Raw genomic sequence first — 25861 nt, forward strand, 5'->3', positions numbered from 1 at the left:
CCCTAGTAACGCAGGCGATCGAGTCGCGACTGACCGCTACCGAACTTTGTTGTGTAGGAAATGGAACTGTATCTACGCGCGGTAGCCTTCTTTCGTAACAGCGTATCTCTCCCCCCCATCACTCCGCCGGCACCATCCCCCCACGCCCCCTCATGCCCACGCCGTTCTCGCCCTCGCGCTCCTCCACCAGCCCGATCGCCTCCGCCTCCCGCAGCTCCCGCTCCAGCCTCGCCTCCTCGGCCGTCCGCGGCTTGGTGAAGCCGGCGAGCAGCAGATACACCACCGGCGTCAGGAACAGCGTGAACACCGTCGCGAACCCGAGCCCGCCGACGAGCACCCAGCCGAGCGCGACGCGCGCCTCCGCGCCCGCCCCGAAGGCGAGCACCAGCGGCACGGCGCCGACGATGGTGGCGATCATGGTCATCATCACCGGCCGGAGGCGGATGCGGCAGGCCTCCTCGATGGCCCGGCGCACGCCCATGCCCTCGTCGCGCAGCTGGTTTGCGAACTCCACGATCAGGATGCCGTTCTTGGCCATGATGCCGACCAGCATCACGAGGCCGATCTGGCTGTAGAGGTTCAGCGTGCCGCCGGTGAACAGGATGGCGAACACCGCCGCCGCGAGGCCGAACGGCACCGTGGCGATGATGATGAGCGCCGCGATGAAGCTCTCGAACTGGGCGGCGAGCACCAGGAGGATGACCACGATGGCGAAGCCGAACGTCATGGCGAGCCCGCCGGAGGTCTCCTCCAGGGTGGCGGCCTCGCCGAGCGGCTCGATCCGGTAGCCCGCCGGCAGCACGTCGGCGGCGATCAGGCGCACCTCTTCAAGCGCGCCTTGGAGGGCGGTCTCCCCCACGAGCTCGCTGGTGATCGGCACCGCCCGCTGCTGGCCCTCGCGGGCGAGCGACGGCGCCACCGCCTCCTCGCGGATGGTGGCGATGGCCGAGATCGGCACCATGCGCCCGTCGCCGGTGCGCACGAACACGTTCTCCAGGTCCTTCGGGTCGTTGAGCGGGTTGCGCGTCGCCATCAGCTTCACCGGGATGGAGCGGTCGCCCGCCGTCACCTCGGCGATCTCGCGCCCGTCCAGCACCGCCTGCAGCGCCACGCCGAGGCCCTCGATGGAGACGCCGAGGTCCTGCGCCCGGTCCCGGTCGATCTCCACGGACAGCTGCGGCTGGGTGGTCTGGTAATCGAGCCGCACGCCGCGGAACACGTCGGCGCGCGCCTCCATGGCGGCCATCAGGTCGTCCGCCGCGGTGGCGAGCCCGGCGTAATCCGGTCCGAGCACCGCGAAGCGCAGGCCCTGGCCGCCGCCCCGGATGCCGAGGCTGTTCGGGCTGATGGCGAAGGCGCGCACGCCCGGGATCCGCGTCACGCGTGCGTTGATCTCGTTGGCGATGTCCTGCTGGCTCCGCGTCCGCTCCGCCCAGTCGGCGAGCGTCAGCACCACGAAGCCGGAGTTCACGTTGCCGCCGCGCCCGGCGATGGAGAACACCGCGCGCCCCTCGCCGTTCTCCAGATAGCCCTGCAGGATGGCGTTGATCCGGTCCATCTGCCGGCCGGTGTAGTCGATCGAAACGCCCTGCGGCGCCGACACGCTCATCAGCACCACGCCCCGGTCCTCGCGCGGCGTCAGCTCCTGCGGCAGCGCCCCGAAGGCGATCCAGGCCGCCCCGCCGAACGCGAGGCAGACCGCCAGCACCACGATCGGCGCCGCCAGACAGGCACGGAGGATGCCCATGTAGAGCCGCGCCAGCGCGCCGCCGATCCCGTCGAGGATCCGCCCGGCCAGCGAGCGCCGCTCCGGCGTGTCGCTCACGTCCGGCAGCAGCTTGGCCGCCAGCATCGGCCCGAAGGTCAGCGCCGTCACCGACGAGATGCCGACCGCGATCGCCAGCACGAAGCCGAACTCGCGGAAGAGCCCGCCCGCCGTGCCCGGCAGGAAGCTGATCGGCACGAACACGGCGGCGAGCGTCGCCGTCGTCGCCAGCACCGCGAAGAACACCTCCGTCGTGCCCAGCACCGCCGCGGCACGCGGCTTCATGCCCATCGCACGCCGCCGCACGATGTTTTCCAGCACCACGATGGCGTCGTCCACCACGAGGCCGGTGGCCAGCACCAGGGCGAGCAGCGTCAGGATGTTGATGGAGAAGCCGACGATCCACATGGCCGCCAGCGTGCCGATCAGCGACACCGGAATGGTCAGCGTCGGGATGAGGGTCGCCCGCCAGTCGGCGAGAAACAGCCAGATCACCGCCACCACGATGGCGACACCGAGGGCGAGCGCGATCTCCACCTCATGGAGCGCGCCCTGGATGAAGAGCGCGTCGTCGGAGGTGACCAGAAGGTCCACGCCCTCCGGCAGCGTCGGCCGCAGCTCCTCCACCGCCGCCCGCACGCCCTCGGAGATCTCGATCGTGTTCGACTGCGCCGCCCGCACGATGCCGAGGCCGACGCCGATCCGCCCGTTGACGCGCAGCTGCGACGAGCGGATGTCCGGGCCGAGGGTCACCTCCGCCACGTCGCGCACCCGCGTGGTGGCGTTGAGGAGGAGGTTGCCGATCTCCTCCGGCCGCACCAGCCGCGCATCGGCGCGCACCACAAGGCTCTGGTCGCTGTTCTGCAGGCTGCCGGCCGGCGCGTCGAACGTCACCGTGCCGAGCGCCTCGGAGAGGTCGCCGATGGTCAGCCCGCGCGCCGCCAGCGCCGCCTGGTCCACGTCGATGCGGAAGATGGCCTCCCGGTCGCCGAACACCTGCACGTCTGCGACGCCGTTCACCGCCGCCAGCCGGTCCTCCACCCGCTCGCTCACGAGCGTGGTCAGCTCCTCGATGGTCATGGTGTCGGACATCACCGACACGCGCATGATGGCCTCGCCGTCCGCATCCGCCTTCACGATCTGCGGCTCGTCGATGTCGTCCGGCAGGCTGTTGCGGATGCGCGAGACGGCATCGCGCAGGTCGTTGGCGGCGACGTTGAGGTCCACGCTGTCCAGGAATTCCACCGTCACCCGGCTTCGGCCGAACTGCGACTGGCCGGAGATGGACGACACGCCCGACACCCGCGAGGCCGCGCTCTCCACCTCGGCGGTGATCTCGCTGTCCACGCTCTCCGGCGAGGCGCCCGTGTAGTTGACCGTCACGGTCACCACCGGCCGGTCCACGTCCGGCAACTCGCGGATCTCGATGCCGTTGAGCGCCGCAAGCCCCGCCACGATCACCAGCATGTTGATGACGAGCGCCAGCACCGGCCGGCGCACGAACAGCGCCGTGAAGGCCGACGCCCGGCTCGGCGTCGGTGCCGCCCCGTCATGCCCGCCCCCATGGCCGCCACCGTGGCCGGACCCACCGCCGTGGCCCGATCCGCCCGAGCCGGACCCGTCACCGCCGTCGGCGTCAGCATCCCGGCCGCCAGCCTGGTCCCCACCGGTCGCATCCGGCACCCGGTCCGACATCCCGTTCGGCAGCCCGTCCGTCGCCCCGTTCGGCGCTTCGCCCGTCGCCCGGTTCGCCACCTCGTCGGGCGGCCCGTTCGGCGCTTGCCCGTCCGCGCCCTCTCGCGCCGGCATGTCCGCAGGCTGCATGTCGGAAGTCGTTCGCATGTCGCCGTCCTGCATATGGGGAGCCTGCGTGGTCATCGGCGGACGTCCTTCCTCAGGAGCGGCGCGGCGGCGCGGCGGTTGCGTCGGCGGGTCCGGCGCCCGGTTGTCCGGCCGGCACCGCCTCGATGCCGGCCGGCGCTGCGCCCGCGTCCGCCACGGCGGCACCCGGCCGGAGGCGCTGCACGCCTTCCACCACCACCGTGTCGCCGAGCGCCAGTGCGCCTTCCACCAGCACCTGATCGGCGGTGCGCTCCAGAATGGTGACGCCGACGCGCGTCACCTTGGCGTCCTCGACCCGCCACACGTAGGAACCGTCGCGGTCCCACTGCACGGCGAGCGCCGGCACGGCCACGTGGCGGTCGCCGGAAAAGCGCAGCGTGACGAGGAAGGACATGCCGGGCCGGAGCGCGTCGTTGGCGTTGTCCAGCCGCGCCTGCACCACCAGCGTCCGGCTGTCCGCCTCCACCCGGCTGCCGAGCGCCGACACGGTGCCCTCGAAGGTCTCGCCCGGGCGAGAGGGCGTCACCGCGTCCATCCCGTCGCCGAGCTGCACCTTGGCCGCGTAGGCCTCCGGAATGCGGAATTCCACCTTCAGCACCGATCGGTCGTCCACGGTCGCGATCGCGGTGCTGTCCGACACCATGTCGCCCACCTCCACGTCGGTGAGGCCGACGACCCCGGCGAACGGCGCCTTCACGGCCCGTCGCTCCAGGTTCAGCCGCGCCTCGCGCACGGCGAGTTCGGCGGACGCCAGCTCCGAACGGGCCGTGTCGCGCTCCACCGACGAAATGGAATTGTTGGCGGCGAGCCGCTCGTAGCGCTCCACCTTGGCGCGCGCATCGGCGAGCGTCACCTCGGCCCGCGCGAGGGCGATCTGCTCGGCGTCGTCGTCGAGCCGCACCAGCACCGCGTCGGCCGCCACGCGCTCGCCGGGGCGGAACAGGATCTCGTCCACCATGCCGGCCGTCCGCGGGAACACCGTCACGGTCCGGTCCGCCTCGGCCGTGCCGATCGCCGACACCCGGTCGTTGGTCACCGCCTCGGTGGCCGCGCTGGTGGTCACCGGCGAGGGGCCGCTCGGCCCACGCCCGCCGCCACCTTGGCCGCCGCCTTGTCCGCCACCGCCCTGGCGGGCCTGCTGGCCGCCGCCGGGCGCGCCGCCCTGGCGGTTGCCGCCCTGTCCGGGCGCCGCATCCGTTGCGGCGGTCTCGGCCGGTGCGGCCGGCAGCACGGCCTCCGGCACGCCGTACGACACAAGCCGCTCCCGCGCGCTCGGGTCGACGAAGATCCACCCGTAGATCGCCGCGACGGCCAGGGCGATGACGATGAGACCCTGTTTCCAGGCTGCCATGGAGGACGTGTCCTTGGTTGCGTTCGGAGGTCAGTACGAGAACGCGGCCACAACCGGATTGGTCGCACCGCACCATGGCCCTTGATTAGGGGAGCCCCGGCCGGTGGAAAACCTCGGAAAGTGTAAGGGACTGTATCACCGCCCGTCTTCCCTTGGTGGAAGCGTTCACTTCGTCGTGAGACATTTGAAACGACACATATTTCCTCAGGGTGACTCGCGCATGACCTTCCTCCTCGACCGCCTCCAGGGCCGCGCGTCCGCCGGCTTCTGGACGGCGGTCGCCCTCGGCCTCACGGCGCTCACCGCCGCCATCCTGTTCGCCATGGGGCGGGAGCCCATCTGCACCTGCGGCACGGTCAAGCTCTGGGTCGGCGCGGTGGCGAGTTCCGACAACTCCCAGCACCTGACCGACTGGTACACGCCGAGCCACGTGATCCACGGCCTCCTCTTCTACGGCGTCCTCTGGCTCGTCGCCCGGCGCCTGCCGCTCGGCGCGCGTCTGGCCATCGCCATCGTGGTGGAGGCCGCCTGGGAGATCGTGGAGAACTCGCCGGCGGTGATCGAGCGCTACCGCACCCAGACCATCGCGCTCGACTACTTCGGCGACAGCATCCTCAACTCGGTGGCGGACATCGGCGCCATGGCCTTCGGCTTCTGGCTCGCCGCCCGCCTTCCCGTCTGGGCAAGCGTGGCGCTCGCGATCGCGGCCGAGCTCTTCGTCGGCTTCATGATCCGCGACAACCTCACCCTCAACGTCATCATGCTGCTCTGGCCGGTGGAGGCCATCAAGGTCTGGCAGGGCGGCGCCTGAAACCGAGCACGAGCGTAGGCAAGCCCGACGTCACGGGCCAGGATTGACCCTCCGGACCGGTCGAACCTTCCGCGTCTCAGCCGGTTTTCCATCCGTCAGCCGGTGGGGGCTGTTGACGGAGGCGTTGTTCATGTCCGAAGCCAAGACCACGACCGATCACGACACGATCCGCAAATGGACCGAAGAGCGCGGCGGCCGCCCGGCCTCCGTGAAGGCCACCCACGAGAAGGACGACGCCGGCATCCTCCGCATCGACTTCCCCGGCCAGGGCGACGACAGCAAGCTCGACGAGATCTCCTGGGACGACTTCTTCGAAAAGTTCGACGAGTCCGGCCTCCAGTTCCTCTACCAGGACAAGACCAAGGACGGCTCCACCAGCCGCTTCTTCAAATTCGTCCGCGGCGACGGGAAGTAAGGAGAGGAGGAGGGGAGGCGAGGGGCCGTGATGATGCGTGACGGGATGATCCGCGGGTCGTGATGATCCGCGTGGCATGATCATGAGCGTGGCGAGACAATGAGCGGCATCTCACCACCCCCCACCACCCGCCCGCGCACCCTCGTCATGGTCCGCGCAGGCGGACCACCCACGCATTCGGGGCGCCGGAAAAGAAAAGCGTGGCTGGTCCGCCTTCGCGGACCATGACGATGGAGGGGTCACCAGCCGCGCAACACCCCGGCGAAGCACCCTGGCGCAACCCACCCCCGGCGAAGCACCACAGCTCAACCCACCCCCGGCTCAACCCATCCCGGGCACAACCCATCCCGTCATCCCGACGAAAGTCGGGATCCAACCGACCGTGGTCCCACCCAGCCGGCACGACTGAACGCACCGCCGGTTGCACCCCGGCTTTCGCCAGGGTGACGTTCTGGACAACCGAAGGCGCTTCCTCCCCGAACCGTCTCCCGCGCGACATCGCACCCACGATCGTCATGGTCCGCGCAGGCGGACCACCCACGCATTCGGTAACGCGGATAGAAAAGCATGGGTGGTCCGCCTGCGCGGACCATGACGTTCGCGCGTGTCGGAGAGCAGGCGGCGACGACCTCTACGGGCCGTCCGCACCCAACCCCCGCTACCCACCCCTCACGCCAGCTTGCGCAGCCATGGCCGGGTGCCGGCCGGCACCTCGTCGCCGGCGCCGGGCTGGTAGTAGTGCTTCGGCGCCGGGTCGCGGCCTTCCGTGAGATACCGACGCGTCAGCGCGTGGGTCACCGCGAAGGCGGTGAAGCCCACGCGGCGCATGTGGGTGATCTGGTCGATCAGCACGTTGCCCACCGCCCGGATCTCGCCGGCAAACCCGTGGCGCTTCAGCAGCGCCGCGTGGCTGAAGCCGCGGCCGTCGGCGAACTTCGGGAAGTCGATGGCGATCGCCGTCAGCCGGTCCAGATGCGGCACCAGCGGCGCCACCCGGTCGGCCGGCTCGATCAGCACGCCCACCGGCCGGTTGCCGAGCGCGCCGGCCTCCGCGTCCGCAAGAAAGCGCCCGACCGACAGGAAGACCTTGCCGTCCGCCGGGATGATCTCGTCGTCGGCGAGCCGGCGCCAGTCGTCCGGCACGAAATGCCCGGCGCGGAACACGTCGGCAGGGGTTGTGTCGATGGTGGTGGCCTGGATGGTCATGTCCGTCAGATCCCGCTGCCGAAGGCTTCGCGGCCGGCAAGGCCGAGGTGGATGCCGCATTCCGTCTTGGCCTTGCCGCGCCAGCGGCCGGCCCGCTCGTCCTCGCCCTCGGCCACCCGGTCGGTGCAGGGCATGCAGCCGATCGACCGGTAGCCGTCGGCCACCAGCGGATGGGCCGGCAGGTCGTGCGCGACCCGGTAGGCCTCCACATCCCGGGAGGTCCAGCCGGCGAGCGGGTTCACCTTCAGCTTGTCGCCGTCCGCCTCGAAGAGGGCAAGGTTCGCCCGCGTCTCCGCCTGGTGGCGCTTGCGCCCGGTGATCCAGCAATCGAAGCCCGTGAGCGACAGCGCCAGCGGCTCCACCTTGCGCACGCCGCAGCAGGCGTCGGTGTCGCGGTACCAGAGCGTGCCCTCCGGATCGACGGCCGCCAGCCGCGCCGGCTCCGGCTTCACCGAGCGCACGTCGGTGAGGCCGAGGCGCGCCACCAGCGCGTCCCGGTGGCGCAGCGTCTCGCCGAAGAGCTTGCCGGTGTCGACGAAGATCACCGGCGTCGCCGGATCGATGGTCGCCACCATGTGGAGGAGCACGGCGCTGTCGGCGCCGAACGAGGAGACGAGCGCAAGGCCCGCGCCGAAGTGGTCGCGGGCGAGCCTCAGCACCGCTTCCGCGCCGAGCCCGTCGGCGCGCGCCGTCAGCGCCCGCGCCTCCGCCTTCAGGGCGTCGCTCGCAAGCCCCGCGCCGATGTCGAGAGCGTCAAGCGCCATAGAGGGCCTCCTTGAACGGCGCCTCGCCCACCCGGCGGTAGGCCGCGAGGAAGGTCTCGTCGGGCGATGCGCGCAGCCGCATGTAGGTGTCCACCACCGTCTCCACCGCGTCCACGATCTGGTCGCTGTCGAAGCCGGGGCCGACGATCTCGCCGATCGCCGCCGTCTCGTCCGGGCTGCCGCCGAGGGTGAGCTGGTACATCTCCACCCCCTTCTTGTCGACGCCGAGGATGCCGATGTGGCCCACGTGGTGGTGGCCGCAGGCGTTGATGCAGCCGGAGATCTTGATCGACAGCGGCCCGATCGCCTCCTGCCGGTCCGGATCGCCCAGCCGCTCGGAGATGCGGCTCGCCACCGGGATCGACCGGGCGTTGGCGAGCGCGCAATAGTCGAGCCCCGGGCAGGCGATGATGTCGGTCACCAGCCCGGCGTTGGCCGTGGCCAGCCCGTTCTCCTTCAGCACCGACCAGACCGCGTGCACGTCGTCGAGCGCCAGATGCGGCAGCACCAGGTTCTGCTCGTGGCTGACGCGCACCTCGTCGAAGCCGTAGCGCTCGGCGAGCTCGGCCACCACGTCCATCTGGTCCGCCGAGGCGTCGCCCGGAATGCCGCCCACCGGCTTCAGCGAGATGGTGAGCGAGGTGTAGCCCGGCACCTTGTGCGGGTGGAGGTTCACCCGCGCGAAGCGGTCGAAGTCCCGGTCCGCCGCCCGCGCCGCCTCGAAGGCCGCGCTCGTCGCCGGCTTCTCGGCCAGCACCGGCGGGGCGAAATAGGCCTCGATCCGCGCCACCTCGTCGGCCGGCAGGGTCAGCACGCCGCCCTTGATGGCGGCGAACTCCGCCTCGATCTGCCGCTTCAGCTCGTCGATGCCGGTCTCGTGGACGAGGATCTTGATGCGCGCCTTGTACTTGTTGTCCCGCCGCCCGTAGAGATTGTAGACGCGCATGATCGCGTCGACGTAGGCGAGAAGGTCCTTCTCCGGCACGAAGGCGTTCACCTCGCGCGCCAGCATGGGCGTGCGGCCCTGGCCGCCGCCGACCAGCACCCGGAAGCCGATCTCGCCCGCCTCGTTGCGGCGCACTTCGAGGCCGATGTCGTGCACCCGGATCGCGGCCCGGTCGTGGGCGGCGCCGCTGACGGCGATCTTGAACTTCCGCGGCAGGAAGGAGAATTCCGGGTGGATGCTCGACCACTGGCGCAGGATCTCCGCATAGGGGCGGGGATCCGCCACCTCGTCGCGGGCGGCGCCGGAGAAGTGGTCCGCCGTCACGTTGCGGATGCAGTTGCCCGAGGTCTGGATGGCGTGCATCTCCACCTCGGCCAGTTCCGCCAGAATGGCCGGAATGTCCTTGAGCGCCGGCCAGTTGTACTGGATGTTCTGGCGCGTGGTGAAGTGGCCGAAGCCCTTGTCGTAGACCCGCGCGATGCGGCCGAGCCGGCGCATCTGCCGGCCGTTCAGCGTGCCGTAGGGAATGGCGACGCGCAGCATGTAGGCGTGCAGCTGCAGATAGAGTCCGTTCATCAGCCGGTGCGGCCGGAACTCCTCCTCGGTCATCTCGCCGGCAACGCGGCGCGACACCTGGTCGGAGAACTGGGCCACGCGCTCATGCACGAAGGCGGCGTCGAACTCGTCGTAGCGGTACATGGGCGGCAACTCGGACTGGAGATCGGGCGGCGTGGAACGGCGGACGGGTCAGGCGACGTAGGGCTTCAGGTCGGCGCGGTAGTCCGCCTTCACCGTGGGGCCGAAGGCGCGGATGCGTTCGCGCAGCTTCACCGGCACCACCTTGCCGTCGGCGGCGGTCACGTCGATCAGCGCCACGTCCACCACCACGGCGGCTTTCACGTCGGCGAGCGCCGCCGCGTGGGCGGCCTCGGCGCCGGCCTTGTCGGCGAGCACGCCCGCCGCGTTCACGTCCCGCGCCCAGGCGCCGTCCGCGGTGCGGAACACCACGTCTCCACTGATGAGGTCGTTGGCGGTGACGATTTGCGGCATGAACGGTCTCGTCGGCTGCGGATGCGTGGCTTCAAACGACAGACATACGCGATCCGGCCGCACTTTGCGGCGTCGCACTTTCTAATTCTTCAAAACGGGGCGGAAAGCGTTTCCGCATCGCAGCGTCCCCTTGGAAAGCCGGGCGCAAGGCCGGCCGCGGCCTCCGGGCGCGGTCAATCGGCTCATCGGAGGTGTCCGCATCGCCGACTTCGCGCAAAAATCGCGGTTTATGGCAGGAATCGAAACAAATCGAAGGATCGCCTTCATGTCGGGTTCAGGCCTGACGCGTAGCATAAGACTAAAGACTGCGAGGAAGACGGTCATGTACTTGCACAGGCTGGTCTACTACAGCGAAAACAAGATCCGGGAGCTCGGCCTTCCCCTGGCAAAAGAGCTGAAGGCGATCGTCGCCTCCGGCCTGAAGAACAACCCCGCTGCCGGCGTCACCGGCGTGCTCGGCTTCAACGAGCAGTATTTCGTCGGTGTCATCGAAGGTGATCGGCGACGTCTGTCCTCGCTTCTGGTGCGGATCGCCCGCGACAAGCGCACCGCCAACCTGACGATTCTGGCCGCTGGAACAATCGACGAACGGAAGTTCGACGAATGGACGTCCTTCTACGCCGGTCATTCGGAGATCATCGACCGGCTCTACTTGCGCTACGGGCTGACCCAGGGCCTCGATCCCGGCCGGATGAGCGCCGACAGCCTGAGCGGCCTCCTCGCCGACTTCGCCAAGCTGGACAACGGCCAGCAGGCGCGCCCGCCCGCGCCGGCCGCTTCCGCCGGCGAGCCGAGCGAGGTCATCAAGGTCACGCCGGTGTTCGGCAACCAGAGCCTCGACGGCCGCAAGCCGCTGGAGACGATCGCCCGCTGACGGCCTTGGTCCTCAGATCCGGTCGCGAAGCGCGAACCAACTCATGGCCGCGACGAGCGTCGGCCAGCGCATCAGCGTCCCGCCCGGAAACGGCGGGCAGGGGATGTCCGCGAAGGCGTCGAACCGCTCCGTCACACCGCGGATGGCCTCCGCCAGCACATGGCCGGCGAAGGGCGCCAGCATCACGCCCTGGCCCGAATAGCCGGCCGCCACCCACACGTTGGGCTTCGGCCGGCGCACGTAGGGCAGCCGGTTGACCGTGATGCCGAGTGTGCCGCCCCAGGCATAGTCCACCGGCACGGTCTTCAGGCGCGGGTAGATGGCGGTCATGTGCCGCGTCACGAACTTCGCCACGTCCTTGGGAAACTTCGGCGTGAAGGTCTCGCCGCCGCCGAACAGGAGACGCCGGTCCGGCGTCTGGCGCCAGTAGTAGACCACGAAGCGCGTGTCGCTCGCCGCCTCGTTGCCGGGGATGAGATCCGCCTCCAGCGGCGCCGTGGTCAGGATGAAGTTGTTGAGCGGCATCACCCGCGCGTCGGTCTCCGGGTCGAGCCCGCCGAGATAGCCGTTGCCGGCCAGCACCAGCGTGTCCGCCGTCACCGTGCCGCCGGGCGTCGTCACCGTCACCTTGGCGCCGTGGCGGATCGAGAGCGCCCGGCTGTCCTCGTGGATGATGGCGCCCGCCTCGCGCGCCGCCTTGGCGAGCCCGAGCGCGAACTTCAGCGGGTGCAGGTGCCCGCCCTTCGGGTCCAGCGTCGCCGCGTGGTAGACGTCCGTGCCCAGCCGCTGGGCCGTCTCGGCCTTGTCGAGGAAGCGGATCGGCCCGAGTCCCCAGTGCTTCGTCAGGTGGTCCGCCTCGCGCCTGGCCTCGTCGACCCAGCGCGGTTTGTGGATGCCGTGGATCAGCCCGTCGGCAAGGTCCACCGCCATCCCGTGATCGCGGATCAGCGCTCGCTGGAAATGCCAGGCCTCGTCGGCGAGCGCCATCAGCCGCCGCGCCGCGGGCTCGCCCAGGCGCGCCGCCATCCAGTCCGGATCGCGCCGATGGCCGGTGTGGATCTGCCCGCCGTTCCGCCCGGAGGCGCCCCAGCCCACCTTGTTGGCCTCCAGCACCACCACGTCGTAGCCGGCCCGCGCCAGCGTCAGCGCCGCCGACAGCCCCGTATACCCCGCCCCGATCACGCACACATCCGCCGACCGCGCGCCCTTCAGCGGCGGATGCCCCGGCATGTACCCGGCACTCGCCGCATACCAGGACGCCGCATGCGGCGCCCGCCCCTCAGGCGGCATGAAAGCCGTCGGCATCATGGAAACACCATCCGTGCGCTGCGAGCAGAAGCGGCCGCGCCCATGCCGACGCCCGCCAGCAAACGCGATCGCGCCCCCACACCCTCCGCCGTCATGGTCCGCATCAGGCGGACCATCCACGCATTCACCCCGGCCCGCAGCCCATGCGCCGACCGCTCACCCGCCGAAAAGCGTGGGTGGTCCGCCTTCGCGGACCATGACGGCGGAGGGGTGGCGTCGTGTCCGCCCAAGCCGGCCACTGCGCGGGTCGCAGACACCCATCCTGCCGCGCCAGCCACATCCCGCAGCCGCGTCCCCCCACCCTCGATCGTCATGGTCCGCATCAGGCGGACCATCCACGCCTTCACCCAGGCCCGTAGCCCCTGCGTCGACCGCTCACCCCCCGAAAAGCGTGGGTGGTCCGCCTTCGCGGACCATGACGGCGGAGGGGTGGCGTCGTGTCCGCCCAAGCCGGCCACCGCGTGGGTCGCAGACACCCATCCTGCCGCGCCGGCCACATCCCGCAGCCGCGTCCCCCCACCCTCGATCGTCATGGTCCGCATCAGGCGGACCATCCACGCATTCACCCCGGCCCGCAGCCCATGCGCCGACCGCTCACCCTCTGAAAAGCGTGGGTGGTCCGCCTTCGCGGACCATGACGGCGGAGGGGTGGCGTCGTGTCCGCCCAAGCCGGCCACCGCGCGGGTCGCAGGCACCAAACCCGCCGCGCCGGCCACGTCCCGCCGCCGCATCCCCCCACCCTCGATCGTCATGGTCCGCATCAGGCGGACCATCCACGCATTCACCCCGGCCCGCAGCCCATGCGCCGACCGCTCACCCTCTGAAAAGCATAGGTGGTCCGCCTTCGCGGACCATGACGGCGGAGGGGTGGCGTCGAGTCCGCCCAAGCCGGCCACCGCGCGGGTCGCAGGCACCAAACCCGCCGCGCCAGCCACGTCCCGCCGCCGCGTCCCCCCACCCTCGATCGTCATGGTCCGCATCAGGCGGACCATCCACGCATTCACCCCGGCCCGCAGCCCATGCGCCAACCGCCCACCCTCTGAAAAGCTTAGGTGGTCCGCCTTCGCGGACCATGACGGCGGAGGGGTGACGTCGTGTCCGCCCAAGCCGGCTGCCGTATTGGTCGCGAACACCAGACCTGTCGCGTCATCCAGCATCCCCCCGCTCACCCCATCAGCCCTTGTCGCTTCAACTCCGCGTGCGTCTGGTCCAGCGTCAGCGTGGCGAGGCGGATCAGCTCGTCGACCTCGCCGTGGGTGATCACCAGCGGCGGCGAGATGATCATGCTGTCGCGCGTCGCCCGCATCACGAGGTTGTTGGAAAACGAGATGTCGCGGCAGATCAGCCCCACCTTGCCGTCGCCCTCGAAGCGCCGACGCGAGGCCTTGTCGGGCACGAGTTCCAGCGCGCCCATCAGGCCCATCATGCGCGTCTCGCCCACCAGCGGATGGTCGGCGAGCGCGCGCCACTTGGCCTGCAGGTAGGGCCCGATGTCGTCGGCCACCCGCTCCACCAGCTTCTCCTCCTTGAGGATGGTGAGGTTGGCGATGGCCGCCGCGCAGGCGACCGGGTGCCCCGAATAGGTGAAGCCGTGGTTGAAGTCGCCGGTCTCCTCCAGAACGTGGGCGACCTTGTCGTTGACCATCACGCCGCCGATCGGCAGGTAGCCGGACGAAAGGCCCTTGGCGATCGGCATCAGGTCCGGCTTGGTGCCGAAATACGCCGAGCCGAACCAGCGGCCGAGCCGGCCGAAGCCGCAGATCACCTCGTCGGAGACGAACAGGATGTCGCGCTCCTTCAGGATCCGGGCGACCGTCGGCCAGTAGGTGGCCGGCGGGATGATGACGCCGCCCGCCCCCTGGATCGGCTCGGCGATGAAGGCCGCCACCTTGTCCTCCCCGAGCGCGTCGATCGCCCGGCCGAGTTCCTCCGCCGCCCAGACGCCGAAGTCGTCCGGCGTCATCTCGCCGCCTTCGTCGAACCAGTAGGGCTGGGCGATGTGGTGGATGCCCGGAATCGGCAGGCCGCCCTGCGCGTGCATCGGCTTCATGCCGCCGAGCGAGGCGCCCGCCATGGTGGAGCCATGATAGGCGTTTCGCCTGGCGATGATGATCTGCTTCTCCGGCTTGCCGAGCGTCGCCCAGTAGGTGCGCACCATGCGCACCACCGTGTCGTTGCTCTCCGAGCCGGAGCCGGTGAAGAACACCCGGTTAAAGCCCTCCGGCGCCACCGACTTGAGCAGCGCCGCCAGATCCACCGCCGGCGGATGGGTCGTCTTGAAGAAGGTGTTGTAGTAGGAGATCTCGGCCATCTGCCGGCTCACCGCCTCGCCGATTTCCGGCCGGCCGTGCCCGATGTTCACGCACCAGAGCCCCGCCATCCCGTCGAGGATCCGGTTGCCGTCGCTGTCCGTCAGCCACACCCCCTCGCCCCTGACGATCACCCGCACCCCATCCGCATTCAGCGCCCGCGTATCCGAAAACGGATGCAGATGATGCGCCGCATCGAGCGCGCGGTAGTGGGCGGTGGGGTAGGTGTTGGAGGCGGGCATTGTGGGGGTTCCCGAGTAGGTGAGGCAGTAGGCAGTAGGCAGTAGGCAGTGGAGGTTCCGGCGTTTGAAGTGTCGGCAACGAGTAAGGGCGAAGGTCCGTCCCCTCGCTCGACCTCCCTACTGCCTACTGCCTACTCCCTACAGCCTCCCCCTACACACTCAACAACAAATACTCCCGCTCCCAGCTCGAGATCACCTTCATGAAGGTCTCGAATTCCTGCTGCTTGATGGCGCGGTAGGTGGAGACGAAGCGGGTGCCGAAGATCTCGGCGAGTTCCTCGGTCTCCTCGAAGAGGGCGACGGCCTCCAGGAGGCCGCGGGGGAGGCCGAAGGGGAGTTCGCGGGCGGAGCCGTCCACGGGGCTCTCCGGGTCGAGGCCTTCCTGGATGCCGAGGTAGCCGCAGGCAAGCGAGGCGGCGACGGCGAGATAGGGATTGGCGTCGGAGGAGGGCACCCGGTTCTCCACCCGCCGGGCCTGCGGGCTGGAGTTGGGGACGCGCAGGCCCACCGTGCGGTTGTCGTAGCCCCAGTGCACGTTGATCGGCGCCGCCGTGTGGCGGGCGAGCCGGCGGTAGGAGTTCACGTAAGGGGCGAGCATGCACATCACCGAGGGCAGGTAGCGCTGCTGGCCGGCGATGAACTGGAAGAACTCCGGCGTCGGGTTGCCGTCGTTGTCGGAGAAGATGTTCTTGCCCGTCTCAAGATCGAGCAGCGACTGGTGGATGTGCATGGCCGAGCCGGGCTCCCGGCTCATCGGCTTGGCCATGAAGGTGGCGTACATGTCGTGGCGGAGCGCCGCCTCGCGGATGGTGCGCTTGAACAGGAACACCTGGTCGCAGAGCTGCAGCGGGTCGCCGTGGCGGAGGTTGATCTCCATCTGCGCCGCCCCCTCCTCGTGGATGAGAGTGTCGATCTCCAGGCCCTGCGCTTCCGAATAGTCGTAGATGTCGTCGAAGAGGTCGTCGAACTCGTTCACCGCCTGGATCGAGTAGGACTGCCGCCCGCTCTCAGAGCGCCCCGAGCGGCCGACCGGCGGCTCCAGCGGATAGTCCGGGTCGGTGTTGGGGCGGACGAGGTAGAACTCCATCTCCGGCGCCACCACCGGCTTCCAGCCCTGGCGGTCGTAGAGGTTGAGGATCCGCCGGAGCAGCTGCCGCGGCGCGATGTCCACCGGCCGGCCGTCGCGGGTGTAGGCGTCGTGGATGATCTGCGCCGTCGGGTCGGAGGCCCAGGGCACCACCGCCAGCGTGGAGAAGTCCGGCTTCAGCTGGATGTCCCCGTCGTTGGGGTCGTGCTTGAAGCTCTCGTCCTCCTCCGGATACTCGCCCGTGATGGTCTGGGTGAAGATGGACGACGGCATCGACATCACCGGTCCGGTGAAGAACTTGTCGGCCGGCATCAGCTTGCCGCGCGCCACGCCCGCCTGGTCGGGCGTCATGCACTCGATGTCCTCGATGCCGCGCTCCGACAGCCAGGCCTGCGCCTCCTCGATGGAGGTCACGCCCCGCCGGGCGGATTTCGCGTCGTCGCCGTTCGTCGTCATGGCATCCGTCTTTTCGCGTGCTGTTTCACCGTCGGACGGGCTTACACCCTCGCCGCCCGCGGCTCCACCCCCGGCGCGACCGGAAGCGTGGCACCCGAACTCACATCCCGGCGCGGCCGAAAGCGTCGCGCCGGATCGCGGCGCCGTCCTTTTGTGATCACAAACGCGCGCCGTGTCAATTCGGCCGTCCCGGCGCCCGCCGCCGTCAGCGCGGGCCGGCGAAGTCGGCGGCCCCGGCCACCAGCGCCTCGCGGATCAGCGCCATGCCCTCGGCGATGTCGAGCCGGATCGCCTCGCCCAGCGCCTCCGCGTCGCCGGCCGCCACCGCCGCCACCGCCGCCTTGTGGTGGTCGACGAGGCCCGCCGTGCCGACCCGGCCGTAGACGATGCGCATGAACGGCCCGAAGCGCAGCCACACGCTCTCGATCAGCGGCAGGAACACGTCCGACCGGGAAGCCTCGTAGAGCGCGAAGTGGAAGGCGTGGTTGTGCCGCATGTAGGCCTCCACGTTGCCGTCGCGAAGGCTCGCGTCCACCTGGTCGTCGAGCGCGCGCAGCCGGCGCGGCGCGTCCTTCCGGTCGAGGTTCGGCAGCGCCAGCATGGCGGCCGCCGGCTCCAGCAGCGCCCGCGCCTTCAGAATCTCGGCAAAGCGCTGCTCGGTCATCCGCGGCACCTGGATGCGCCCGTTGTCCGAAATGTCGAGCGCCCGCTCCGCCGCAAGGCCCCGGATCGCCTCGCGCACCGGCATCGGGCTGGTGCCGAGCTCATCGGCGAGGCCGCGCAGCGTCATGGGCCGGCCGGGCTGGATGCGGCCGATGATCAGCGCCGCGCGCAGCGCCTCGGTCACCCGGTCGCGCACCCCCGTCCGGGCATGCGCCTCCGGCCGCTCGCCCGCGTCCGGCCCCGCGCCGACCGCCCCGGTGGCGCCCGTCTTGGCGCCCGTCTTCATGGCGCCCGCGACCCGATGACCGTCCGCATTCCCCACGCTCCGCGCTTGACCGCCCCGTCTTAGTTGTGATCACATTGCAGTCACCGTGCAACAGGAAAGAACAGGGCACCGGCAGGGCGGATCCATGGCCCACCAGCCCGCTTTCCGGCGCGTCGCGTCCGCCTTGAAGGCGGTCCGGCCGCCCGACCGGCGAGGTCATCTTGGGACGTGCGCTCACCGAAAACCCGGCCAAGGACGAGGTCTCGCGCTTTCTGAAGGCCCATCCGGATATCGAGGGGGTCGAATACCTCATCCCCGACACCAACGGCGTCCTCCGCGGCAAGTGGGCGCCGCCCCCGTCGCTCGCCAAGGCCGCCAAGGCCGGCGTCAACTTCCCCCTCGGCCTCTTCGGCCTCGACATCTGGGGCCGCGAGGTCACCGAGACCGGCCTCCACGTGGAGACCGGCGACCGCGACGGCCTCTGCCGGCTGGTGCCCGACAGCCTGCGCCTCGTGCCCTGGGCCGCCCGGCCCACCGCCCAGGCCATGCTCACCATGTGGACCGAGACGGGCATCCCTTTCCTCGCCGATCCGCGCCAGCAGCTCGCCTTCGCGGTGGAGCGGCTCGCCCGCGCGGGCTACCGGGCGGTCGCGGCCTTCGAGCTGGAGTTCTACCTCGTCGATCCGCGCGCTGTGGAACGGCCGGACGACGCGCCCCGCGCGGTCCTTTCCGGCGCCTGCGGCCCGGAGCGGCAGAACATCTACGCTCTTTCCGATCTCTCCGCCTTCTCCGACCTCTTCCACGAGATCCGCACCGCCGGCCTTGTCCAGGGCCTGCCGCTCGACACCATCGTGTCGGAGGCCTCCCCCGGCCAGTTCGAGGTCAACCTCAAGCACCGGCCGGACCCGCTCGCCGTCGCCGACGACGCCGTCATGCTGAAGCGGCTGATCCAGGAGGTCGCCCGCAAGCACCACCTCCGTGCCACCTTCATGGCCAAGCCCTTCATCGAGCGGGCCGGCAACGGCATGCACGTGCACGTCAGCCTGATCGACGGCGACGGCGCCAACGCCTTCTCGGCGCCGGGCGTCGGCGAGGCGCGCCTCACCCAGGCGGTCGGGGGTCTCGTCGACGCCATGGCGCCCTCCACGATCCTGTTCGTCCCCACCTGGAACGGCTTCCGCCGGCTGCAGCCCGGCTCCTACGCGCCCACCCGCGCCACCTGGGGCCACAACAACCGCTCGGTCGCCGTGCGCGTGCCCATGTCCGAGCCGGCCGCCCGCCGGATCGAGCACCGGGTGGCCGGCGCCGACGCCAACCCCTACCTGGTGCTCGCCGCCGTCCTCAACGGCATGGCCGACGGGCTGGAGCGCGCCGCCGCCGCGCCGCCGCCCTGCGACCGCAACGGCTACGACGCCAGCGACCCGGCTCTGCCGTCCACCATGGAGGGCGCCATCCGGGCCTTCGAGACGTCGGACTTCATCCGCCGCGCCTTCGGCGTCGAATACCGCCGCCTGTTCGCCGCCCTGAAACGGGCCGAGATGCGCACCTTCCTGGAGGAGATCTCGCCCCTGGAGCGGTCCACATATCTCTGAGGTGGCGAACCAAGGCGGTGGCCCCGCCCGGCCGCCCCACGGCGAGACCGACGTCTGATGCGGCGACAGGCATGATGAACGAACTTGCATAATCCGGATTGACGAGAAAACATGGGCTCCATACCGCCAGGACCGGCCGGCTGAGACCCACCCGTACGACCCTTCACCCGCGCCGATCGGGACGGCACAGTCAGAGGACAAGTCGATGAACAGCAAAGTGAAAACGTCGGCGTTGGCCGGCATCGCGGCCGCCATCGCCCTGGTGGCCGGCGGCGTGGCCGTGGCGCAGGAGCGCGTCGTCAACGTCTACAACTGGTCGGACTACATCGACGATTCCATCCTGGAGGACTTCACCAAGGAGACCGGCATCAAGGTCGTCTACGACGTGTTCGACAGCAACGAACTGCTGGAGACCAAGCTGCTCGCCGGCGGTTCGGGCTACGACGTCGTGGTGCCGACCGGTCCCTTCCTCGCCCGCCAGATCCAGGCCGGCGTGTTCCAGAAGCTGGACAAGGCCAAGCTCACCAACATCGGCAACGTCTGGCCGCAGATCGCCGAGCGCCTCGGCAAGTACGACCCCGGCAACGAGTACGGGGTGAACTACATGTGGGGCACCACCGGCATCGGCCTCAACGTGGAGAAGATCAAGGCGATCGCGCCCGACGCGCCGGTCGACAGCCTGAAGATGATCTTCGATCCGGAGTGGGCCGCGAAGTTCAAGGATTGCGGCATCTACGCCCTCGACGCGCCGGACGAGACGCTCGCCATCGCGCTTCGCTACATGGGCAAGGACCCGGACAGCAAGGACGCCGCCGATCTGGAGGCCGCGGGCGAACTCTGGAAGGAGGCCGCCAAGAACATCAAGAAGTTCCACTCCTCCGAGTACATCAACGCGCTCGCCAACGGCGACATCTGCCTCGCGCTCGGCTGGTCCGGCGACGTGCTGCAGGCCCAGGCCCGCGCCGAGGAGGCCAACAACGGCGTGACGATCGAGTACCACATCCCCACCGAGGGCACGTACATGTGGTTCGACAACCTCGCCATCCCGGCCGACGCCAAGAATGTGGACGAGGCGCACGCCTTCATCGACTATCTCCTGAAGCCGGAGGTCATCGCCAAGGCGTCCAACTACGTCGCCTACGCCAACGGCAACCTCGCCTCGCAGCAGTTCCTCGACAAGGCGGTCCTGGAAAACCCGGCCATCTACCCGCCGGCGGACGTGGTGGAGCGCCTCTTCACCATCTCGCCCTACGACCCGCGGTCGCAGCGGGTGCTGACCCGGGTGTGGACGTCGGTGAAGACCGGCACCTGATCCCGCCCCTCCATGAAGCGCCCGGCCCGAAAAGCCGGGCGTTTCAGCATCAAGGGCGCCGCGCGGTCTCGACGCGGCCCGCGAATCCGTTAGCATCAGGACGCGCCGGGGGGCGCCCGGCCGTTCAGCGGCGCCGGGGCCGCCCTTTCGGACGCGCGCAGGTCTTGAAGGGGGCAGCAGTCGATGTCGAAATCCGTCGGACCGGTGAAGCGCACGTTCGCACCTTGGCTGGATCCGAATGCCAAGGCCTACATCCGGTTCGAGAACGTCACCAAGAAGTTCGGTGACTTCACGGCCGTCGACAACCTCTCCATCGACATCTACGAGCGGGAGTTCTTCTCGCTCCTCGGCCCGTCCGGCTGCGGCAAGACCACGCTGATGCGCATGCTCGCCGGCTTCGACGAGCCGACCACCGGCCGCATCCTCCTCGACGGCAACGATCTTGCCGGCGTGCCGCCCTACCGGCGCCCGGTCAACATGATGTTCCAGTCCTACGCGCTCTTCCCGCACATGAGCGTGGCCGACAACATCGCCTTCGGCCTCAAGCAGGACGGCATGCCGAAGCCCGACATCGCCGCCCGCGTGGCTGAGATGCTGAAGCTCGTCAAGCTGGAGAAGTTCGCCAGCCGCAAGCCGCACCAGCTCTCCGGCGGCCAGCGCCAGCGCGTGGCGCTCGCCCGGGCGCTCGCCAAGCGGCCGAAGGTGCTCCTCCTCGACGAGCCGCTCGGCGCCCTCGACAAGAAGCTCCGCGAGGAGACCCAGTTCGAGCTGATGGACATCCAGTACGAGCTCGGCCTCACCTTCCTGATCGTTACCCACGACCAGGAGGAGGCGATGACCATGTCGGACCGCATCGCCGTCATGGACCTCGGCCGCATGGTCCAGGTCGCCACTCCGGCGGAGATCTACGAGCAGCCGAACAGCCGCTACGTGGCCGACTTCATCGGCGACATCAACATTCTGGAAGGCACCGTGGCGGGCCTTGAGGGGCCGGTCGCCAAGGTGTCGAGCGCCGGGCTCGACAAGCCCATCGTCACCGAACACGCCGGCACGGCCAAGTCCGGCGACACGGTCTGGTTCGCCATCCGGCCGGAGAAGGTGCGCATCAGCCTCGATCCGCCCGCCGACCCCGCCCTCAACGTGGTCTCCGGCGAGGTGTGGGACATCGGCTATCTCGGCGACGTGTCGGTCTACCGGGTGAAGCTGCCGAACGGCGCCATCATGAAGTCCACCCTCGCCAACGTCACGCGGCTCGTCGAGCGCCCCATCGGCTGGGACGACAAGGCCTATCTCTCCTGGCCGCGCGACGCCGGCCTGCTGCTCACGTCCTGACCGGGAGACCCGAGATGCCCGCTCCCTCCGCCGCCGGCGGCCCCACCTGGACCAAGTGGCTGGTGGTCGCCGCGCCCTATCTCTGGCTGCTGGTCTTCTTCCTCGCCCCCTTCTTCATCATCGCCAAGATCTCCCTGTCGATGACGGCGATCGCCATGCCGCCCTACGTGCCGGTGTTCGACAGCCTGTCGAGCCTCGGCGAGAAGCTCGGCGAGCTGTCGTTCGAGAACTATCTCTGGCTGGCCGACGACCCGCTCTACTGGCGCTCCTATCTCTCCAGTCTCCGCATCGCCTTCATCTCCACGGCGATGCTGCTCCTCATCGGCTACCCGATCGCCTACGCCATGGCGCGCGCACCGAAGTCGGTCCGGCCGACGCTCCTGATGCTGGTCATCCTGCCCTTCTGGACGTCCTTCCTCATCCGCGTCTACGCCTGGATCGGCATCCTGAAGCCGGAGGGCCTGCTCACCGTCGCCCTGCAGGCGCTCGGCCTTCTCGGGCCCACCGAGCAGGTGCAGATCATGAACACAGAGACGGCCGTCTTCATCGGCATCGTCTACTCCTACCTGCCCTTCATGATCCTGCCGCTCTACGCGGCGCTCGAAAAGCTCGACGGCACGCTGCTGGAGGCCGCCTCCGACCTCGGCTGCCCGCCCATGAAGGCCTTCTGGGTCATCACCTGGCCCTTGTCGCTGCCGGGCGTGATCGCCGGCTGCTTCCTCTGCTTCATCCCCATCATGGGCGAGTTCGTCATCCCCGACCTTCTCGGCGGGTCCGACACGCTGATGATCGGCAAGACGCTCTGGAACGAGTTCTTCTCCAACCGCGACTGGCCGGTCTCCTCCGCCGTGGCGGTGGTGCTCCTCCTCATCCTGGTGGTGCCGATCATGATCTTCCAGAACGTCCAGCGGAAAGTCTGAGGGGGGCGCGCGCCATGTCCAACAAGCTCTCCTGGTTCAACGTCACCTCGCTGACGCTCGGCTTCGCCTTCCTGTACATCCCCATCCTTCTCCTGGTGATCTTCTCCTTCAACGAGTCCCGCCTCGTCACCGTGTGGGGCGGCTTCTCGACGAAGTGGTACGGCGAGATGATCCGCAATCAGGCGCTCATGGACGCCGCCTGGGTCACCATCCGCGTCTCCTTCCTGTCGGCCACCATCGCGACCGTGCTCGGCACCCTCGCGGCCATCACCATGACGCGCTACGCCCGCTTTCCCGGCCGCCTGCTCTTCTCCGGCATGATCTACGCGCCGCTCGTCATGCCGGAGGTCATCACCGGCCTGTCGCTCCTCCTCCTCTTCGTCGCCATGGACTTCTCGCGCGGCTTCTGGACCGTCACCATCGCCCACGTGACGCTCACCATGTGCTTCGTCGCCGTCGTGGTGCAGTCCCGCCTCGTCACCTTCGACCGCAGCCTGGAGGAGGCCGCCCAGGACCTCGGCTGCCCGCCGGCCAAGACCTTCTTCGCCATCACCCTGCCGCTCATCCTGCCGGCGGTGGTGGCCGGCTGGATGCTGGCCTTCACCCTGTCGCTGGACGACCTCGTCATCGCGTCCTTCAACACCGGCCCGGGCGCCACCACGCTGCCCATCAAGATCTACAGCCAGGTCCGCCTCGGCGTGACGCCCGAGATCAACGCCGTCTGCACCGTCATGATCGCCGTCGTCGCCCTCGGCGTCATCGCCGCCTCCCTCTACACCAAGCGCGTCGAAGTCGAACGCGAACGCGCCGAACGCGCCGCCGTGGCGCAGGCGGGGTAGGGAGGAGAGGGGGCGCTCGGCGGACGGATCGGGGAGGCGAGGGGAAGCTCGGCCGCGGGGCAGGGGCAGCGCGGTGGAACACGGCGGCGGGGCACCGGGCGGCACGTCCAATCCCTCCCTCGCGGGGTTTGGCCAAAGGCGAAGGCGAAGCAGTCCCGTGACTGCGGAGCGGGGTCCGGCCGAAGGCCGGGGGAGGGGTCTTTTCCCTCTCCTCCCCATAACGCGCGGCCGTCATCCCGGCGAACGCCGGGATCCAACCGCCGCCCCGGCCACCCGCCCCGCCCCGGCCACCCGCCCCCGTTCCGCAACCCGCCCCGTCGGCTGGATCCTGGCGTCCGCCGGGATGACGGCGCGTGGGACAACCGCCGGCGCCCCACCTCGTGCCCGCGAACACCCCCAGCGCTCTGATCTCCGCAGCGGAACCGTAGGCCCTTTCTGCCCCCACTCCCCCCACCCCCGCCGCCGCGCTATGCTGCGCCGCCGCACCCATCCGCCCACCCCCACGCCCCACCCCACCCCCACCCCCGGAGACCCCCGCCCATGACCGCCGACGCCCCGCTCTGGACCCCGTCCCCCGCCCGGGTCGCCGACGCCACCATGACGCGCTTCCGCCTCTTCGCCGAGGCGCGCGCCGGCCGGCCGCTCGCCGACAGCGTCGCCCTCCACGGCTGGTCGATCGCCGAGCCCGCCGCCTTCTGGGACGCGGTGTGGGACTTCTTCGCCGTCGTGGGCGAGAAGGGCGAGCGCCGCCTCGTCGACCCCACCCTCATGCCCGGCGCCCGCTTCTTCCCCGACGCGCGCCTCAACGTGGCGGAAAACCTCCTCAGCCGCGAAGGCCCCGACGACGCCCTCGTCTTCCGCGGCGAGGACAAGGCGGCCGCCCGCTGGTCATGGGACGACCTTCGCGCCGCCGTCTCCCGCCTGCAGCAGGCCTTCCAGGCCGCCGGCGTGCGCGAGGGCGACCGGGTGGCGGGTCTCCTCCCCAACCTGCCGGAGGCGGTCGCCGCCATGCTGGCCGCCGCGTCCATCGGCGCCGTCTGGTCGTCCGCCTCGCCGGACTTCGGCCCGCGCGGCATCCTCGACCGGTTCGGCCAGATCGAGCCCAAGGTGCTTCTGGCCTGCGACGGCTACTGGTACGCCGGCAAGCGCATCGCCATCGCCGACAAGCTCGCCGAGGTCGTGCCCGAACTTACCTCCCTCACCGCCGTCGTCGTCGTGCCCTACCTCGGCCCCGACGAGGCCGAGGCCGTCGCCGCGCGCCTGCCCGCCGCCGTCACGTTGCCGGCCTTCCTCGCCCCGCACGCCCCCGCGCCGCTCGTCTTCGCCCGGCTGCCGTTCGACCACCCGCTCCTCATCCTCTACTCGTCCGGCACCACCGGCGTGCCGAAGTGCATCGTCCACCGGGCGGGCGGCGTGCTCCTCCAGCACCTGAAGGAGCACGGCCTCCACGCCGACACCCGGCCGGGCGACCGCGTCTTCTACTTCACCACCCTCGGCTGGATGATGTGGAACTGGCTCGTCGGCGGCCTCGGCCTCGGGGCGACGCTCCTCCTCTACGACGGCTCGCCCTTCCACCCCTCCGGCGCCGTCCTCTTCGACTATGCGGACGCCGAGGGCATGACCCTCTTCGGCACCTCCGCCAAATACATCGACGCGGTGAAGAAGGCCGGCCTCGTCCCGCGCGAGACCCACGCGCTCACCACCGTGCGCGCCATCGCGTCCACCGGCTCGCCGCTCGCCCCGGAGAGCTTCGATTTTGTCTACCAGGCCATCAAGCCCGACGTGCACCTCGCCTCCATCTCCGGCGGCACCGACATCGTCTCCTGCTTCGTCCTCGGCGATCCCACGCGCCCGGTGCGGAAGGGCGAGATCCAGGGCCCCGGCCTCGGCATGGCCGTGGAGGTGTGGACCGACGACGGCCGCCCCGCACCCGTCGGCGAGAAGGGCGAGCTCGTCTGCGTCAAGCCCTTCCCGGTGATGCCGCTGATGTTCTGGAACGACCCGGACGGCCTGAAGTACCGCGCCGCCTATTTCGAGCGCTTCGACAATGTCTGGTGCCACGGCGACTTTGCCGAGGTCACCCCCTCCGGCGGCCTCGTCATCCACGGCCGGTCGGACGCCACCCTCAACCCGGGCGGCGTGCGCATCGGCACGGCGGAGATCTACGCCCAGGTGGAGCAGGTGCCCGAGGTGGTCGAGGCGCTCGCCATCGGCCAGGACTTCGAGGGCGACGTGCGCGTGGTCCTCTTCGTGCGCCTCAAGGACGACACCGTGCTCGACGACGCCCTCGTCCAGCGCATCAAGACCCGCATCCGCACCGGCGCCACCCCTCGCCACGTCCCCGCCAAGATCGTCCAGATCGCCGACATCCCCCGCACCAAGTCCGGCAAGATCACCGAACTCGCCGTCCGCGACGTGGTCCACGGCCGCCCGGTGAAGAACAAGGAGGCGCTGGCGAACCCGGAGGCGCTGGAGCTGTTCAGGGGGCTGGGGGAGTTGGATGGGTGAGGTT

General features: G+C 69.9%; 19 protein-coding genes. 9 read left to right on the forward strand and 10 right to left on the reverse strand.

The window, feature by feature from the left end; genetic code table 11:
• Positions 1-118 precede the first annotated feature (118 nt).
• Both BUQ68_RS06045 and BUQ68_RS06050 read right to left on the reverse strand, forming a co-directional pair.
• Entirely contained in the window at positions 119-3607 is a 3489-nt protein-coding gene (locus BUQ68_RS06045) for an efflux RND transporter permease subunit (protein ID WP_245293171.1), read from the reverse strand.
• Between the two features lie 52 nt (positions 3608-3659).
• Positions 3660-4958 carry an efflux RND transporter periplasmic adaptor subunit gene (locus BUQ68_RS06050; protein ID WP_075215028.1) on the reverse strand — a complete coding sequence of 433 codons (1299 nt, stop codon included), beginning with the start codon at positions 4956-4958 and terminating at the stop codon, positions 3660-3662.
• A gap of 220 nt (positions 4959-5178) precedes the next feature.
• Between BUQ68_RS06050 and BUQ68_RS06055 the strand changes: the two genes are divergently transcribed.
• Positions 5179-5769, forward strand: coding sequence for a DUF2585 domain-containing protein (locus BUQ68_RS06055; protein ID WP_075215029.1), 591 nt, complete (start codon positions 5179-5181; stop codon positions 5767-5769).
• 130 nt (positions 5770-5899) lie between these two features.
• The gene (locus BUQ68_RS06060) at positions 5900-6184 is read left to right on the forward strand and encodes a hypothetical protein (protein ID WP_075215030.1); all 285 of its coding nucleotides are present in this window, start codon (positions 5900-5902) and stop codon (positions 6182-6184) included.
• Between the two features lie 669 nt (positions 6185-6853).
• On the opposite strand, the gene BUQ68_RS06065 is transcribed toward BUQ68_RS06060, so the two are convergent.
• Genes BUQ68_RS06065 through BUQ68_RS06080 form a run of 4 tightly spaced genes read right to left on the reverse strand, consistent with a single transcriptional unit; the run spans position 6854 to position 10150 of the window.
• Complete coding sequence (locus BUQ68_RS06065) at positions 6854-7390, reverse strand: DUF934 domain-containing protein (RefSeq protein WP_075215031.1); 537 nt, start codon at positions 7388-7390, stop codon at positions 6854-6856.
• Between the two features lie 5 nt (positions 7391-7395).
• Positions 7396-8154, reverse strand: a complete 759-nt coding sequence (locus BUQ68_RS06070; protein WP_075215032.1) for a phosphoadenylyl-sulfate reductase — start codon at positions 8152-8154, stop codon at positions 7396-7398.
• Positions 8144-9799: a nitrite/sulfite reductase gene (locus tag BUQ68_RS06075; RefSeq protein WP_075215033.1), complete on the reverse strand. Its 1656-nt coding sequence runs from the start codon at positions 9797-9799 to the stop codon at positions 8144-8146. The genes BUQ68_RS06070 and BUQ68_RS06075 overlap by 11 nt, the downstream gene beginning before the upstream one ends.
• A gap of 48 nt (positions 9800-9847) precedes the next feature.
• Complete coding sequence (locus tag BUQ68_RS06080; RefSeq protein ID WP_075215034.1) at positions 9848-10150, reverse strand: DUF2849 domain-containing protein; 303 nt, start codon at positions 10148-10150, stop codon at positions 9848-9850.
• A gap of 322 nt (positions 10151-10472) precedes the next feature.
• Here BUQ68_RS06080 and BUQ68_RS06085 point away from each other — a divergent pair, with 322 nt between their 5' ends.
• Entirely contained in the window at positions 10473-11024 is a 552-nt protein-coding gene (locus tag BUQ68_RS06085; protein ID WP_075215035.1) for a BLUF domain-containing protein, read from the forward strand.
• A gap of 12 nt (positions 11025-11036) precedes the next feature.
• On the opposite strand, the gene BUQ68_RS06090 is transcribed toward BUQ68_RS06085, so the two are convergent.
• From BUQ68_RS06090 to BUQ68_RS06110, 4 genes are all read right to left on the reverse strand, one after another.
• On the reverse strand, positions 11037-12332 hold the full coding sequence (locus tag BUQ68_RS06090; protein WP_245293172.1) for an NAD(P)/FAD-dependent oxidoreductase: 1296 nt from the start codon (positions 12330-12332) through the stop codon (positions 11037-11039).
• Positions 12333-13497: 1165 nt separating this feature from the next.
• Positions 13498-14883, reverse strand: a complete 1386-nt coding sequence (locus BUQ68_RS06100; protein ID WP_075215037.1) for an aspartate aminotransferase family protein — start codon at positions 14881-14883, stop codon at positions 13498-13500.
• A 151-nt stretch (positions 14884-15034) separates the two neighbouring features.
• A complete protein-coding gene (locus BUQ68_RS06105) occupies positions 15035-16426 on the reverse strand; it encodes a glutamine synthetase family protein (RefSeq protein ID WP_075215038.1) in 1392 nt (463 codons plus the stop codon).
• A 205-nt stretch (positions 16427-16631) separates the two neighbouring features.
• Positions 16632-17375: a GntR family transcriptional regulator gene (locus BUQ68_RS06110; RefSeq protein ID WP_083656329.1), complete on the reverse strand. Its 744-nt coding sequence runs from the start codon at positions 17373-17375 to the stop codon at positions 16632-16634.
• A 200-nt stretch (positions 17376-17575) separates the two neighbouring features.
• On the opposite strand from BUQ68_RS06110, the gene BUQ68_RS06115 reads away from it, so the two are divergent.
• From BUQ68_RS06115 to BUQ68_RS06140, 6 genes are all read left to right on the forward strand, one after another.
• The gene (locus tag BUQ68_RS06115) at positions 17576-18946 is read left to right on the forward strand and encodes a glutamine synthetase family protein (protein ID WP_245293173.1); all 1371 of its coding nucleotides are present in this window, start codon (positions 17576-17578) and stop codon (positions 18944-18946) included.
• A gap of 205 nt (positions 18947-19151) precedes the next feature.
• Positions 19152-20258: a polyamine ABC transporter substrate-binding protein gene (locus BUQ68_RS06120; protein WP_095407288.1), complete on the forward strand. Its 1107-nt coding sequence runs from the start codon at positions 19152-19154 to the stop codon at positions 20256-20258.
• A 183-nt stretch (positions 20259-20441) separates the two neighbouring features.
• Positions 20442-21590 (forward strand): ABC transporter ATP-binding protein, encoded by a 1149-nt coding sequence (locus BUQ68_RS06125; protein ID WP_075215040.1) that lies wholly within the window; start codon positions 20442-20444, stop codon positions 21588-21590.
• A gap of 14 nt (positions 21591-21604) precedes the next feature.
• Positions 21605-22510, forward strand: coding sequence for an ABC transporter permease (locus BUQ68_RS06130; RefSeq protein ID WP_075215041.1), 906 nt, complete (start codon positions 21605-21607; stop codon positions 22508-22510).
• Between the two features lie 14 nt (positions 22511-22524).
• Positions 22525-23349 carry an ABC transporter permease gene (locus BUQ68_RS06135; RefSeq protein ID WP_075215042.1) on the forward strand — a complete coding sequence of 275 codons (825 nt, stop codon included), beginning with the start codon at positions 22525-22527 and terminating at the stop codon, positions 23347-23349.
• Positions 23350-23889: 540 nt separating this feature from the next.
• Complete coding sequence (locus tag BUQ68_RS06140; protein ID WP_075215043.1) at positions 23890-25857, forward strand: acetoacetate--CoA ligase; 1968 nt, start codon at positions 23890-23892, stop codon at positions 25855-25857.
• Positions 25858-25861 lie beyond the last annotated feature (4 nt).

Source organism: Mongoliimonas terrestris, from assembly GCF_001927285.1.
GTDB lineage: Bacteria > Pseudomonadota > Alphaproteobacteria > Rhizobiales > Pleomorphomonadaceae > Chthonobacter > Chthonobacter terrestris.